General features: G+C 40.2%; 12 protein-coding genes. 5 read left to right on the plus strand and 7 right to left on the minus strand.

What is annotated here, in order from left to right; genetic code table 11:
- The first annotated feature begins 14 nt into the window (after positions 1 to 14).
- The 5 genes from CLV62_RS05750 (at position 15) to CLV62_RS05770 (ending at position 7,668) form a co-directional block, all read left to right on the plus strand.
- Positions 15 to 554, plus strand: a complete 540-nt coding sequence (locus CLV62_RS05750; RefSeq protein WP_110309825.1) for a hypothetical protein — start codon at positions 15 to 17, stop codon at positions 552 to 554.
- Positions 555 to 673: 119 nt separating this feature from the next.
- Positions 674 to 1,156 carry a hypothetical protein gene (locus CLV62_RS05755; protein WP_110309826.1) on the plus strand — a complete coding sequence of 161 codons (483 nt, stop codon included), beginning with the start codon at positions 674 to 676 and terminating at the stop codon, positions 1,154 to 1,156.
- Between the two features lie 107 nt (positions 1,157 to 1,263).
- Positions 1,264 to 1,443 (plus strand): hypothetical protein, encoded by a 180-nt coding sequence (locus CLV62_RS05760; protein WP_146212707.1) that lies wholly within the window; start codon positions 1,264 to 1,266, stop codon positions 1,441 to 1,443.
- A 6-nt stretch (positions 1,444 to 1,449) separates the two neighbouring features.
- Positions 1,450 to 6,636, plus strand: coding sequence for a tape measure protein (locus CLV62_RS05765; RefSeq protein WP_110309828.1), 5,187 nt, complete (start codon positions 1,450 to 1,452; stop codon positions 6,634 to 6,636).
- Positions 6,637 to 7,191: 555 nt separating this feature from the next.
- Positions 7,192 to 7,668: a hypothetical protein gene (locus CLV62_RS05770; RefSeq protein WP_110309829.1), complete on the plus strand. Its 477-nt coding sequence runs from the start codon at positions 7,192 to 7,194 to the stop codon at positions 7,666 to 7,668.
- Positions 7,669 to 7,708: 40 nt separating this feature from the next.
- Here the strand turns inward: CLV62_RS05770 and CLV62_RS05775 are convergent, their stop codons facing one another.
- The 7 genes from CLV62_RS05775 to tssD form a co-directional block, all read right to left on the minus strand.
- Positions 7,709 to 8,413, minus strand: a complete 705-nt coding sequence (locus CLV62_RS05775; protein WP_110309830.1) for a hypothetical protein — start codon at positions 8,411 to 8,413, stop codon at positions 7,709 to 7,711.
- 117 nt (positions 8,414 to 8,530) lie between these two features.
- On the minus strand, positions 8,531 to 9,880 hold the full coding sequence (locus CLV62_RS05780; RefSeq protein WP_110309831.1) for a hypothetical protein: 1,350 nt from the start codon (positions 9,878 to 9,880) through the stop codon (positions 8,531 to 8,533).
- Positions 9,881 to 9,892: 12 nt separating this feature from the next.
- Positions 9,893 to 10,912, minus strand: coding sequence for a hypothetical protein (locus tag CLV62_RS05785; RefSeq protein ID WP_110309832.1), 1,020 nt, complete (start codon positions 10,910 to 10,912; stop codon positions 9,893 to 9,895).
- Between the two features lie 9 nt (positions 10,913 to 10,921).
- On the minus strand, positions 10,922 to 11,485 hold the full coding sequence (locus tag CLV62_RS05790) for a hypothetical protein (protein ID WP_110309833.1): 564 nt from the start codon (positions 11,483 to 11,485) through the stop codon (positions 10,922 to 10,924).
- A gap of 2 nt (positions 11,486 to 11,487) precedes the next feature.
- Positions 11,488 to 12,441, minus strand: a complete 954-nt coding sequence (locus tag CLV62_RS05795) for an RHS repeat-associated core domain-containing protein (RefSeq protein WP_110309834.1) — start codon at positions 12,439 to 12,441, stop codon at positions 11,488 to 11,490.
- A 99-nt stretch (positions 12,442 to 12,540) separates the two neighbouring features.
- Positions 12,541 to 13,020 (minus strand): hypothetical protein, encoded by a 480-nt coding sequence (locus tag CLV62_RS05800; RefSeq protein ID WP_110309835.1) that lies wholly within the window; start codon positions 13,018 to 13,020, stop codon positions 12,541 to 12,543.
- A 9-nt stretch (positions 13,021 to 13,029) separates the two neighbouring features.
- The gene (gene tssD / locus CLV62_RS05805) at positions 13,030 to 14,622 is read right to left on the minus strand and encodes a type VI secretion system tube protein TssD (RefSeq protein WP_110309836.1); all 1,593 of its coding nucleotides are present in this window, start codon (positions 14,620 to 14,622) and stop codon (positions 13,030 to 13,032) included.
- Positions 14,623 to 14,680 lie beyond the last annotated feature (58 nt).

The raw sequence follows: 14,680 nt of genomic DNA on the forward strand, positions 1-14,680 counted from the left end.
AACACACTTAACACATGGCAGCAACCTTAACCAAAGCAGCACTCGACAAGGTATTTGTCGGTATTTCAAAAATTCAACTTGCACCTGTCGGAGCATTGGCAGTAACAACCTTTGATACTGCGGACGAAATCTTTACCGTAAAGGACAGTGTAAATTTCTCACAAGCTCAACCGAGTAAAACGGAAATCAAAGTCGATCAGTTTTCCGCACCCATAGCAGCGACTTATGAGGCGGGCGAGTTCTCGCTCACAGGGAGTATTCCGTCTATTGCCAAAGAAATTCTGGCATACTTCTTCAAAACAAATGCGGCTACTAATCCGGCTATAACAGGATTTACGAAAAGTACCGCTATCGACCTTGAAAACAAGATTATCAATGCGATGGTAAAGATCACGAACGCAGCCGGAGATATGGCAATCGTCATTCCACGCTGTGAGTTTATCGCAAACTTCGATTGGAGTTCGACTTCTTCCAACGCTTTTGCGGTAGCCTTTACAGCAACACCGAAAATGAATCCTGACGGCAAGGGGGATGTTCTTTTCTACGAGAAATGACACCCCCTAAATCCCCCGAATGGGGGACTTTCGCAAAGCGGTATAGCTAATCAGGAAAATACACAACACACAAACCTAAAAGGGAAGGGAAATTTCCTTCCCTTTTTTAATACAAAACTATGAAACAACCTAGAATACAAGACGAAAAGGAATTGCTTTCGATTCAGGAAAACGGCAAGGACAAACTGGTTATTCCACGAACAAACAAGGTTATCGCTATCGGATGGATGAAGGGCTACACCCTTGAAAAACTGTCGAAGCTGGAACTAAAGGAAGGTATCAAAGCGGAGGACACGGATTCGGAAAAAGTGATAGAGCAGCGTTCGAAGTTCCTAGCCAAAGCCGCTTCGCTGTGCATCCTGAACGGTATAAAGATTTTCTTTTTCCACTGGCTGTATTGGCGATACTTCTATTTCATCAAAGGGTATGCTTTCGACCAGCTAGAGCCTGTCATATCGCTTTCTAAAAAAAAAGTTCCTGCGGGAAGCTGGTACATAGCTTCTGCGTTGGTCGCTCGGATGAAGATAACGAACATGACAATGACGATGGAGGAAGCCGAGCGATTCCGACACGAACTTTCGTCGGAGCAAGGGCAGCCATAGGAAAAGACCATGCTTGGATATTAGCCCCTCTTACCCTGTTTTGGGGGCTTATCACGATTCCCGAATTTATGTACCGCTTCAAAGGCTCGGTAGCCAAATATGAGCTGATGGTTCTGGACGTGTCACGGGTAGTCTATGACAAAGAACCGAAGGACAAGCAGAACAAAACGAAGGCTGATGCTGAAAGCATACGGCTAAACGAGGAATCGCTGCGAAAAGCGAGAGAACGCCATAAAAAAACACAGTGGCAGGAAATGAAACTGTCAGACCTTAACACAAACACGTAATACTTCATGGCAAATATTGGAAACCTGAGCTTCGGTATCGGCGGTGACGATAAAGAACTGCGGAAGATTCTGGACGACAGGAAAAAGGATGCAATAGAATTGCAAAAGTTACTATCGTCTTTCAATGTAGGAGGCAAGCAAAACTCCAACCGTCAGCAAATGAATGACATTGTAAAGCTGACCGAGCAACGAAACAGGCTTGAACAATCGAACTTGCGGTTACAGGAAACACGGGACAGGGTAGCCGCTAATTCGCTGATCTCACAACAACGGGTCAATCAGGCAACCGAGCGAACCAATGCCCTGAACCTGCAAAGCCTGAGAGTAGATGCCGACAGGCTGGCTGCCGAACAACGCATCCGAACCGAGACGGAACGCACGGAAGCGGTTCGCCGAAGGCAACAAGTAAGTGCTGCACAGTTAGCCAGAATAGAACAAGACCGTATCAACAACGAAAGGTTAGCCCAACAACGGTTATTAACTGAGATACAACGCACGGAAGCAGCCAGACAAAGGGCTGCCATGATAGGATTGCAGGGTCAAAATTCGCTAAACGGAGCTTTGGGTCTGACAAACAGGACTATGTTCAATCAAAGAATCCTGCTGTCGGATTTATCGAGGCAGTTGGGTATTTATTTCTCTATATACCAAGTCGGGGCATTTGTCAAAGAACTGGCGATGGTATCGGGGGAGTTTGAGAAACAAAGGCTCTCGCTGACTGCCATGCTCCAAGACAAAGAAGCGGCAGACCGTATTTTCGGACAGATCAAAGATTTGGCTGTTTATTCCCCTTTCAATTTTAAACAATTGACCGACTATGCCAAACAGTTATCGGCATATTCGATTCCTGCGGACGAGCTATATGATACCATGAAACGCCTTGCGGACGTGTCGGCAGGGTTGGGCGTGGATATGAACCGCATTGTGCTTGCCTTTGGGCAAATAAGAGCATCCTCGATACTGAAGGGAACCGAACTCCGGCAGCTCGCCGAAACGGGACTGCCCATTGTGGATATGCTGATAAAGAAGTTTAAGGAACTCGGAGAGGAAACGGTTACAGCGGGGGATATATTCGACAAAATATCGAATAAGGAAGTTCCTTTTACCATGATAAAGGAAATCTTTCAGGACTTAACCAATGAGGGCGGTATGTTCTTCCAGATGCAAGAGATACAGGCGACATCGCTTGCGGGTAAGATTTCCAACTTACGGGATTCCTTCGATATTATGTTGGACAGTATCGGTTCGGCAAACAGCGATTTGCTGAAAGGCAGTGTGGACGGGCTTGTAAACCTGATGAATAATTGGGAGAAGTATTGGAATATTCTGAAAGGGATAATCATTACTTACGGTGCATACAAGGCTGCGGTTATCGTTGCAACGACAGGGGTACAGGTCTTGGCTTCGGCTCAGAAAGCCTATAATCTGCTTATGCTGAGTGCTGCTATTCAGGGTAACAAGCTGGGTGCGGTAATCGACCTGCTGACACTCAAATTCAACAACCTGAGTAAAGCTACAAAAATCGGGCTGGCTCTTTCAGCTATCGTTGCATTAGGCTATGCCTTAAAGTCGGCATACGACAATGCACACGAACTGGAAAACGCCCTGAAAGATATAGCCGGAAAGGTAAAAGGCGATGCCGATGCGTCGGTGGCAGCTATGGACTTGCTTCTGATTCGCCTGAAACATACCAATAAATATTCGAAAGAATACAGGGACATTATAGACGAGATCAATAAGAAATACGGCGAGTTCCTTCCCAACCTCATAAAAGAATCGGAAACCTACGACCAGATTGCAGCCAAACTTAAAAATGTAACGGCAGCTATCTATGAAAAGGCAAAGGCTCAGGCATATTCGCAGTCACTTGAAAAGCTCGAAACGAATCTGAGCGAGAATATTTCCAAAGCCTATAAATCTGCGATGGAGTCTTTGACTGAGAAACCGCTTATGGGCTTCGGGCAATATGTATTGTCGAAAGATCAGGCAAACAAGGTCGTAGCCGATATGTTTGCAGCGATACGCAATTCACCCGAACTGTACAGGCAGGAAAGAGAAGTCGAAAAACTGATCTCCGATTCTATGGCGAAGGCTTACGCCGCAGCAGGAAAAGGGAACAGTGTCAAAACATCTTTTGCCGACCTGTATAATATTACCCAACTGGACGGAATGATAAAGGGTGTAAAGAGTTATGCCGAAGAATTTACGATGCTTCCCGAAATACAGAAGGCTTATTTCAACGAAATAGAAGCAAGTTACGGGGCTAACGTCAATTATGCCAACAGCATCGAGCAGATTCAGCAGAAGTATGAGAAGCTAAATGCCGAACTGGATAAGAAGCCTTTTAAGGACAAAGGGGAATTTGATACCGCCAAATTGGAAAACCACAAGAATATGCTCTTGGAAATGATAGCGGCATATAAAGACTTCGGGCAATACAAGCTGGCAGAAAATGTACAAAAGCAATACGATGAACTGGCAAAAGCCAATGAGGGCTGGCGGGTAGAATTAAAAAACATTCTGGGTAATACACTGACTATTACCGCAGAAACAAACTTCAACGAGGTTGTCAAGGATATAAAGGATAAGTACAAGGAGGTAAAAGAGCGTATCGAAGCCCAAAAACCAATACTGATGGAAATGGGGCTGGACTTTAAAACAATGGCTTTCCCTTCGCCTATGAACGTATCACCCTCCAGACAACAAATGCTGAACGGTTACAAAAAAGATACGGACGATCTCAACAACCTGAACAAAGCGATCGAGGCGATAGGCTTGAACACAAGCGACTGGATTAAAACCAAAGGGGGCAGTTCTAAAAAGGACAGGTTTACCGAAGGGCTGAAAGACAAAATAGAGCTTATCAAAGAAGCTAAGAGCCAATACGAGGAACTGCAAACAGTGATGTCGAAGCCCGACGCTTTCGGTAAGATTTCGTCTATTCAGGGATATAAAGAAGTGAAGCAGACCGATATTTCGAAAGAGGGCTACAAGGATTATCTGAGAGGGAAGATAAAGGAGATCGAGAAGCATTTCGGCTCTAAGAAACTGACGGATGCGGCTAAGTCTCTGGTCGAATCGCTGAACAAGGAACTAAATGCTCTGGACTTTAAGGATATTACCGAAAACGCAAAGAAAGAGATCGACAAAATAGAGAAATTCCTTTCCCGCTATAAGGAGAAATACAGCACCTATAAGCAGCTTTCGGAAATCACAGGGGATAAGGGCAAAGCCGCAGAGCTTGTATTCGGTGATTCGTCCATGCCGATAAAGAACCACATCGACATGATGAAGGACAAATTGAAAGAATTGTCGGGCGGTGGTATCTACGAAGACTTACTGAAGGTTGACCCTGCAACTTTGACCGAACCCGTGCATAAAATGGTCGAAGATATTTCGGATGCGATTCAGGAACAGGATTTCGCCCTGAAAATCGACCTGTCGAAAATGATTGCCGATTACGCCACTACTGAGGAAAAAATCACATCTATCCATAACCAATATGAAACAAAACGGGAAGAAGCACGAAAAAGCGGTGCATCGGAAGATGTCATAAACAGATCGGTCGCCGCCTATGACAAAGCCGAAGCCGATGCAGTGGCGGAATTGCGTGAAGAACTGTGGCAGCTAACACCCTTTTACCGCCAGCTTTTCGGGGAACTGTCGGACATTAGCTACCGCCATTTGAAAAAAATGGTATCGGATGCCAAAGAAACCGTTACTCAAATTGCCAATACAAAAAATGAAGATGGTAGCCTGAAATACGGAAAGTATGACGAAAGGGGAAAACTGGAAGGTTACTATATGCCTAATCAGGATGGCAGTAAAAGCGATGTGCTTATCAATCTGAGGCAATATGAACGGATAATCACCCGAATCGCATCCGTACAGAAGGATATGCGGAAAGAAAACCCTTTCGACAGCCTTTTGCGTCCTTCAAGCGAATATAAGGTAGCCGAAGGGACAAGCGACGAGAAACAAATGCCTTTCCTAGACATTATGGGGTCGAAGGCTGCGGATTTGAACGCAATAGTGCAGGACGTGGGCGGTAGCCTTTCGGGTATGTTCGATGCTTTGGGGAATGAGGATGCTGCGGATGCGACAGCCTTTATCGGGGAAATGGTGGGGGCTGTCTCTAATGTGGCTATGGGTATTGCTTCGGGGAATCCTATTCAGGTAATACAAGGTATTATCGGCGGTATAACCGCTATTGCGAAAAACCATGATGCAAAGCTGGATAAAGCCATTAAAAAATCGCAGACACAGGTTAAGTACCTCAAAAATGAGTACTCCGAATTACAACGTGTGGTGGAACGCCAACTTGGAGCGATAAGCAGCAGTCAGGCAAAACAGCAAGTCCAAAACCTTGAAAAGCAGAAAAAGGAACTGCAAAGCCAACGCCAAAACGAGATAGACAAGAAGAAAACCGACTGGAACACGGTTGCAGACTACGAAAACCAAATTAGCGAAATCAAAGACCAGATCCGTTACTTCTATGAAGATTTGGCAGGGGAACAGTTTGGCATTAAGATAAAGGATTGGGCGAAGAATATTTCGGACGCACTTGTTGAGGCTTGGTCTAAGGGCGAGGATGCAGCAAAAGCCTTTGACGATACCGTTGCCGACATTATGCGGAACGTGTTTAAAAACGTATTGCAGTTACAGTATGTTGAACCGATGATGCAACAGTTAAGGACTTATATGTTCGGTACGGACGGTAAAGGGGGTATTCTGGGTGATGGCGACCTGAGTAAAAGTGATATGAACGGCTTGGTTCAGGAACTAACTAAACTCAAAGGTAATCTGAGTAATTGGCAAAGTGCTTGGGATTATCTCTGTGAAGCAGCCAAGCAAGCAGGGATTGACTTAGAGGAAAAGGTAAGTGACAGTGATACCTTGTCGAAAGGGATTCAAGCTGTCACGGAAGATACAGCGAACCTGTTGGCATCCTACATCAATGCGATGCGAGCCGATTTGTCACTTCAAAAGTCGATGGTTGAAAGAATAATGCTTTATGCGGAAAGGAATAATGACACTTTCGCTCTGATGCAAGCCGATATTATGCGTATTCAGATAAACACACTCGCTATTGCTACCAATACAAACCGACTTGTTGAAATTTCGGAAGATACCAATTCTCTTTTGCGTCGGGCAAGTACTAGCGGAAGCGGAGTAAAGTTCAACATCAATTAGTTTTCCACAATCGGGGAATTGTGCAAGAGTATGAGGTTGATAAATTCCGTACCGATTTGTGTATTTATATATTTGTCGAGGGACTTTACATTTTGTTTTTGTTGATGTGATTCAGGCAGCCTGATCGGGAAACTGTGAGGGCTGCTTTTACTGTAAAGTTCCAAAACGACACCCTCTTATATCAGTTCTGGGGAGATAATTAGAACGAGCCGTTACTTCAATTAGCGGCAAAACCGAGTGACAACACCCTTACTAAATGCCCTGCTCTGTCAGACAAGCCGACAACAGGCAACACCATGAAGCGAAAGCGAAAAAGTAAGGTCAGCGTGGAGACTGTATGTGCCAAAACTCTGAAAATTCTGAGAAACAGCGACTTATAACGCCTGAAAACGGACTGAAAACGACCGTCCGAGTATTTTTCTCTTAATTTTTTACCCTCTGTATTAATTATGGTGGAGAAGGGCTTGGAATGTGGTTGAATGAGAAAATAAGCAAATTAGAAAATGAATTTTAATTTGCTCATCTGCTAATTGAAAATTTACGAATCAAAACATTATGAATGTATCTGAAATGCTGAAAGAGGAAGCTATGAAATTTGGGCTTTGTGTCGGATGGACTGACGAATGGGGCAGCCCGACCAAAGAACAATTGGTTGAAATGTATATAAAAGGATTGGATTTTTGCATACTGCACAATTACCCTTCAAACGAGTTTATAAAACAACACTTCGGCGAGATCGCCATACAAAAGGGTGTCTATACCGATATGAAGGTCGATGTTCTTAACCCTCCTACTGCGATACTAAACGGTGAGTGTTCGGGTACGATTATACTTACAGGTTTCGTGTCCCGTGATATTCATGTGAGGCATAATAGTAAAGTAAAGATTATAGTCAGGGATTTTGCCAAAGCATTTATAAGGGTTTACGATAACGCACACGCCATTGTGGAAAATGAATCGGCTTCACGTTGCTTTGTATATAAAAAGGGTGGTATGGCTACGATTAGCGGTAATGTGCTGGTGAGGGAATAGCTACAAATAGATAATTATAACATTACAACAAAACGACTCGTTAAATTTTGAAATGAATGTCAAAATTTCTATTTTGTTGGTTTATAATCTCTTTTACTTCTCCGTCATATAATTTATCTTTTATTCTTAGAATACTTACTAATTTCCAATGCACTAGATTACAGGGTAAATTAAGCGGGATTCTTAACCAAGCCTTTTTTAAATCCTCAATATTTTGAATTGATGCTACTTTATATCCTCTGGTATAACTGATTTTTACCTGCTCATAATTTACAGATAGCTTATATCTAGTATATCCTTCTTCTGTAATATTTAAATGTAGAAATTGATCTCCAATTTTTTCAAATAGAATGAAGATACTGCCGTTTGAAATTTCCAGAATACTCCAAATCTGGCTGGGAAATGTTTTTGTTTCCGCATAATGTGGATTTTCTTTTTTTTCGTAATACAGCGTATTTTTTTCACGATCAAAATATTTATTAATATATCCCGAAGTTGTAGGAGTTTCTAGGTAAAGTTCAAAATGGAGGTCATTTAATAAAATCATGTTTTTATATTTCTCATCCTCAATCTCTTTTTTTCTTTGAATAAATTCTTCCCTTATTATACTAATGACAGAAAGAATACATAGTATTATTCCCGAAGTGAATAATACTATTCTAACAATGCTATCTTCTTTTATAAAAGCAGGAATAATACTGATAAAAACGCCTAAAATTGAAAGAAATATCTTAATTTTCAACATAATATATATAATAAACAAATAGACTAATGATACATTTAACTTTTAGCTATAAATTGCAGTTTTAGCTTATACTTAAAATATTAAGTTTACTATTACATTGATATGATTGATTACAAGCTATTCCTTCCTGATTTTCAGAAATATCGAAGGTAATTTATCCGCTTTAGCTTTCTCCTTAGCTATATGATCGAGCCAACGGGCGTACAGGTCATTCGGTAGTTCTTCGTAACCTAAATCATCCATCTGCTTATATAAGGCTTGCATTTGCTCGAAATGGGTATAGGCTTCGGGCAACATTTCTTTCATTATATCGGGCTTGGGAGCTTGCAGTAAATGAGCCAGTGTAAGAGTTAGCTGTGTTTCGTAGTCCGCTTTGAACATCAATGCTCTGACGCTGTTAGGCGAGTATTGCATCACTATATCGGCACATTTGAGTATAAAATCATCATAGCCGTATTTTTGATAATAGCCTCTCATCAGATGGGTTAGAAGTTCGGCGATGGCTTTCTTTTTTTCCATCGGTTCAAGGTATAACCCGTTCTGGATGGCTTCGGCTTTGATAAAACCGTTATTCATATAATGAGTGTCGCTAAGTATTCCCTGACAGGTAAGTTCTACATTGTACCAATTATTCTTGTCGTCCTGTATTTTGACAAAAGAGTGTCTGGGGGAAAAAGACCAATAGGCTTCTGCTCCCATTTCTTCGGCTAGGGTTAAGTAATATAAAGGCATGGACTCACATTGCCCTTTTCCTGTACGCATAAGGGTGGTTACAAAATGGCTGTCGAAACTTATATGTGAATCATAATCATCTAAGTTGTATTTTACGGGGTAATGGAATAGTTTCTTTTTGGTCGTTTTATCTCTTGTTTCCAATGTATCGGACATATAGCGGAATAACATCATGTTTTTGGTAAGGTTGTCGTTTTTGTCCAGTTTTTCATCTTCCATTATTTGATTACAGAAATCGACACTGCTTTTTATAGAGCTTCGGTATTCATTGTAATCTATGGCATTGTCGTAGTAGGCGTTCTCGATCAGGAATATGGCTCGTCCGATATTTAACGGGGTATCGCCTTTCAGCATACTATTTATTTCGTCAAAGGCATTGTAATAGTTTGCTGTGCCTTCGTTGTGAGCCAGCGAGGGGAAACCGCCTTTGAGTAGCATTTGAATATCTGTCTGCCGTTGGATTTCGCCTAACATTTGCTGGTGTTCTGATACTTCACGCTGTATGGCTGCATTTCTTTGTTGGACGTTTGTAATTGTGGCTGCATCCTGTTGATAGTTTTGAGGTGTGATTGTTTGACTGTTCGGGTATAGGTTATATATGTTGTTGTTAGGTGTTGTAGGTATATTGGGCTTAATAACAGGCAGACTAGGGATAACAACGGGAGAACTTTGTGCCAGAAGATGTAGCACAAAGAAAGACAGGATATAGGCTATACTGATTCTCTTTTTTACCATAATTGTTACACTTTATCTTTTTATAACTACCGATCTCATGCGTTGGTCGGATTTATCGGCACTGAGTGAGCCGAGCCAGTTTTGATACATTTTAGACGGCATCTTTCTGTAACCGAGTTGATGTATGGTAGCATATAGGGTGTTCATTTCTTCCATTCTACTATTGTCTGGCGTTTGCTTATAGAGTGCGGTAAGTATTTCTCCTTTAAGCAACATGGCATTGATATAGTTGGGGAAATGTTCTAAGGCTGTATCGCAGCATTTAATAATAAAGCTGCCGTCACCGATTCCGCATTTTGCCTGATAGCCTTGTGCCAAATCCAAGAGGGTCATGGCTACGGCTTCTTTGTCAGTCAGAGCCTTCATATAAACTTTGTTCCTGATAGCGTCTATATGGATATAGCCTGATGCCATTAACCACGCATCAGTAGGAAAGTCGGAGCAAGTAAGTTCTATATTGTACCAGCCTACTTTTTTGTTTTGTGCTTTTATATAAATATGATTGGGGGCGAGGGCTAAGTGGCATTCCTGTCCTAGTTTGTCCATTATCATTTTATATAAATAGGGTAATGAATGGCAATTGCCTTTATTAGTATCAAAAAGCGTAGAGACAAACATATTAGACCATTCTTTTTGCCCTGCGTAATCTTCATAGTTATAAGAAAATGGTATGCTACCGACAATATCAGTACCTACCGAAATACGAACTGTATCTGTCATAAAAAGAAATACGGCACATTGAGCCATAGCGACCTCTTTATCCCTCTCTGTATATTCAAGACTGCCATTAGTCATTAAACTTTTGCAGATAGAAGTGTATAATTGAATATTATCCTTAAACTTCTTTTCATCCAGTTCCCCTTCATAATAAGCATTTTCAGTCAGGAAAACTGCTTTTTGAAAATCAAGTGGACTATTATCGAAAAGCATGGTGTTAATTCCTGTAAATGCTTCTTTATAATAGGTCTGCTGTGCATTGATATTAGTTACAAGTAAGCTGATAATCAATACAAGTATAATTCGTTGTAACATATTTCATATTTATTTGCTGTTACATTTCAATTTTGGAGGGTCATAAGAGTTCATTCCCTTATTGGTAACTACTCTTTTAAATTGGGATAAGTCTTTTTTACAGAAATAATAATGTGCCCCTCTAATTTTTTCATTTATGACAAATTCAGGATAAGCCTTTTCATCATTTATAAAAGTTGAATCTATTTGATTGTATTTAGACAGTACATTAACTATTTCGTTCGATAATATCTGAGTGGAATCCCCCCAATATATTAATTTATTATTCCGTTCTATATAATGTGATGGAAAAATATTCGTTTCTGCTCCAATTTTATCTTTCGTACTTGGATAGATTTTATTTTCATGTACGCTTGAAATACTGACTCCCAATATATCATCATTATCAATATAGATATTTACTGAAAAAACGCTGTCTGTTTTCTGCAAACTGCATTTATCCAGAAAATCGTTTACAGCTATTCTAATTGCCTCATTACGCAAATCGTCATTATAAACTCTATTTTGCATAGCAGCACAGCAAATAAAAAGGATAGCCAACCCAAAAATCAATTTTAAGTTTAAAATATTCATAATTAATATTCTATTGGTGAATAGCCTAGTGTAAGAATTGTAAACTTCTTCACCTGTTTATGATACTTTTGAGTATTGCTTTTACCATTTAAGTCCTGTTCGGAAGGTCTTGTTTTATCGCTAACGGCTGCTCGTGAGGGGTGTGTATGCCAATCAGTATGTTCATAAAGATTACCCATTACAGAAGGATAGTCCCTTTGCCCATTATAATTTTTGTATGCTTTATCATATTTATTGTTTTCATATTTACCGATATGAACATTGCTAATGTTTTCAGTTCCTTTATTTGCAAGATCATATCCGCTTATCTCAACACCAACCATTTCAGAAAAATTCATAATAAAATCTTGAACACCACTCAATGTAGCCTGATTTTCTCCACCGACTGCTACGAGGTTATTTTCAGTTTTAAAATTAATGCCATCCTTCAAAATTCCTTTCTCAATACCATCCATTCGGGTTTTTGCTTCTCCCTTTTTATTTGTTTGCAAGGTATAAGTGTCGGTTTTCTTATCATATTTGAATTTTCCAATCTGATCTGTTTTATCGTTATTTTGCACAGCAAGAGTAAATTGTCCCGACTTATCATCAAAACGGTAAATATCCCGTCCGTCTGGGTCGATAAATTTAATTGGATTATTTGCGGCATAAGCATAGGGTGAAATCCAGTAATATCTCTCGCAATGAGGATCAATAGACATCGCAGCCGTAGCCGCAGGGATGTCAATAGTTGTTTGTCCTTCATCGAGAACTTTTACGATCTGTTTCGTCTTGGTGTCGAACAATACAGAACCGATTTCAACCATATCCGTCTGGTCGTGAAATTCTTCAAATTCGCCTTTGGATGAAGTGGCGACCAATAGATCATAGCCTAATTTTTGAAACGGATTCACCGTTTGACAAAAAATATAAATGGGAATTAACGTAAAGATTAAGGTAAATAACAATTTTTTCATAATGCTCTGATTGTTATGTGTTTTTTATACGAGTAATACGCACGAAATATATTAATATTTGTTTAAATAACAAAGTGTTTCTCAATTTATTTTAATAATTTATCTGCGAAATCTTGGGTTAAACGGAATGTATAATTTGTAGGCTATATTTATACCGTCTTGGGAGGCAGGAATCCATTGCTGAACTTTCGAGAATGATGCCAGAACCAATTTGACATAGCCATCGCATTTATTGATATTCTTAGATTTTTTCCTCCTTTCTTCTTTTCCATAACAAACAACATTCCCTTTGGAATCTATAATTGCATATATTGTCAAAGGTCTTACATAAATAGAATCGCCGTTTTCGTCAACTAGGCTTAGGGGAATTTTCAAATCCCTTATTACTATGTCAGTGATAGCCTGATTATCGGGCAATCGGGGCGGTGTATCAGATTGCAGGAACACAGGTTCATTTAATAATGAATCTTTGCAACAAGAACATTTTACATTATCGTTGTTTTCGGAATAGTTGTTCTGTGCGAAACCGACATAATATGACAGGTTTATTATAAATAGAAGCAATATAAGTTTTTTCATTTGGTTTATTCATTTAGGTCTAATTTGTTCCTCTAATTCTTTACCGGGGAAATTTGCTTCATCCCAATATGTGTCCCATTCCGATCTGATGTGTGAGGCTTCGGCTACGTCTTGGACTGTCCCTTTTCCTTTTTGCTGCCTGTCAATTTCATTGAATATAAACTGTAATTGTCCTTTAGTGATGTATTCGGGACGTTTTAATTTCCAAAGATCGCTTAGTTTCTTCCCATCAATTATTTTAACATCATAATTCATAATATTGTAGGCGATATTTGGGTCTGTTCCCTGAACCGTAATAAGGCGTTCCCATCCTATATTAATCAGTTTGGTATCTTCCGCTTGTGTCAAGGCAAAAGGGTGGTGCAAACGTAATGTATGGAGTAATTCGTGTACTCCGCTTTCTCCTAAGTCTGTGGTTAAAAAGGAATCGTCGATAGGCATTGATTCGACTTTGGCATGAACGTCAGTCGTTTGAGTTCCTAATGTGAAAAATCCTTCTACCTTTTTGGCTTCTTCGATAATGTCAAGTTTGGGGACAACTTGCGGTGGTTCTTTGGTATATGTCCCGTCAAAGAACAGCTTACCTGTTACCAGCCCGTCCGAAGACAATTCAAGTGTTCGTTTGAATTGGTTGTTTACTGCTTCCTTGTAATCACCTTCGGTACAGCCCATTGCCAAATAGTTTACTTTAGATTCAATATTGGCGAATATTTTTAATAATCCACCATCTTTAATCCACGTCCATCCGAAATTCTCTTTTAGTTCTCCGACTTTATTATCGTTATAGTAAAATTCGATATTACCAAAATTCTGATTATCTGCTTTAAAGTCACATTCTACTTTAAAGTACGGGATTGTCATTGTGCCGTTTTCCTCAATCGTACCGTTGATTGTAAATTCTTTGGCTTGCCCTTTTATTCGTCTGCCTTTGTTTTGTTTTACGGTAAACTCTACATTGTCACCTTCGGTAAATTTGCTAAATTCAATTTCTAAATCAGTCGAATGATTCAGCATTATATCTTTACGCTCAATACCTCTTTCCCGTCCTTTCCAATAAATACGCTTTATAGCGGGTTCGGCTTTTTCCTGCGGTTGTCCTCCTTGTTGGTTTATATCGGTCTGCTTCCAGTTCTTTTGGAACACGAGTTGTTTATTGACACGTATAGTCGCAGGCGAGATTGTGAAGGCTAGTATCATAGGTATGTTAGAATATGCACTATGATGTTCCGAAATTTCAGTTATCCACGCATCCCAAAACTCGATACGTCGCATAGGCATATATTCGTCTTTGTGGTCGTATAGTTCTATCACACCATGATTTAGGTATGTACGCCCCTCTTTTAGATTTGATTTGAACCAGTGATAGAAAAAATCGTCGTCGTCGGTCGATTCCATTGTGAAGTCGAAAAGTCCGCCCAATGGTTCGCCGTAACGTCTGAAAGCATAGGGCGAGGCTTTGGCGACCGCCATATAATCGTATAGTGTTGGATATGTTTTAGTGACTTTTGAAAAGTCGACACCCCACATGTCAAAAAGGTAATTGTGATAAGTTAATAAGGTGCGTTCTTCACCTTCTACTTTCAGTATTGCTTTAAATGCCATAGTGTGTTTTATTAATTGTGTTAGAAGAAATTGTTTGTGAAGTATATAAAAACACTCC

It is taken from the genome of Indolivaga alginatilytica (assembly GCF_003201355.1).
GTDB lineage: Bacteria > Bacteroidota > Bacteroidia > Bacteroidales > Dysgonomonadaceae > Dysgonomonas_A > Dysgonomonas_A alginatilytica.

Bases quoted from the DNA above. Each gene is read 5' to 3' on its own strand.
- CLV62_RS05785 (WP_110309832.1), bottom strand. From the start codon at position 10,912: ATGTTACAACGAATTATACTTGTATTGATTATCAGCTTACTTGTAACT.
- CLV62_RS05775 (WP_110309830.1), bottom strand. From the start codon at position 8,413: ATGTTGAAAATTAAGATATTTCTTTCAATTTTAGGCGTTTTTATCAGT.
- CLV62_RS05800 (WP_110309835.1), bottom strand. From the start codon at position 13,020: ATGAAAAAACTTATATTGCTTCTATTTATAATAAACCTGTCATATTAT.
- CLV62_RS05760 (WP_146212707.1), top strand. From the start codon at position 1,264: ATGGTTCTGGACGTGTCACGGGTAGTCTATGACAAAGAACCGAAGGAC.
- CLV62_RS05765 (WP_110309828.1), top strand. From the start codon at position 1,450: ATGGCAAATATTGGAAACCTGAGCTTCGGTATCGGCGGTGACGATAAA.
- tssD (WP_110309836.1), bottom strand. From the start codon at position 14,622: ATGGCATTTAAAGCAATACTGAAAGTAGAAGGTGAAGAACGCACCTTA.
- CLV62_RS05790 (WP_110309833.1), bottom strand. From the start codon at position 11,485: ATGAATATTTTAAACTTAAAATTGATTTTTGGGTTGGCTATCCTTTTT.
- CLV62_RS05770 (WP_110309829.1), top strand. From the start codon at position 7,192: ATGAATGTATCTGAAATGCTGAAAGAGGAAGCTATGAAATTTGGGCTT.
- CLV62_RS05755 (WP_110309826.1), top strand. From the start codon at position 674: ATGAAACAACCTAGAATACAAGACGAAAAGGAATTGCTTTCGATTCAG.
- CLV62_RS05780 (WP_110309831.1), bottom strand. From the start codon at position 9,880: ATGGTAAAAAAGAGAATCAGTATAGCCTATATCCTGTCTTTCTTTGTG.
- CLV62_RS05795 (WP_110309834.1), bottom strand. From the start codon at position 12,441: ATGAAAAAATTGTTATTTACCTTAATCTTTACGTTAATTCCCATTTAT.
- CLV62_RS05750 (WP_110309825.1), top strand. From the start codon at position 15: ATGGCAGCAACCTTAACCAAAGCAGCACTCGACAAGGTATTTGTCGGT.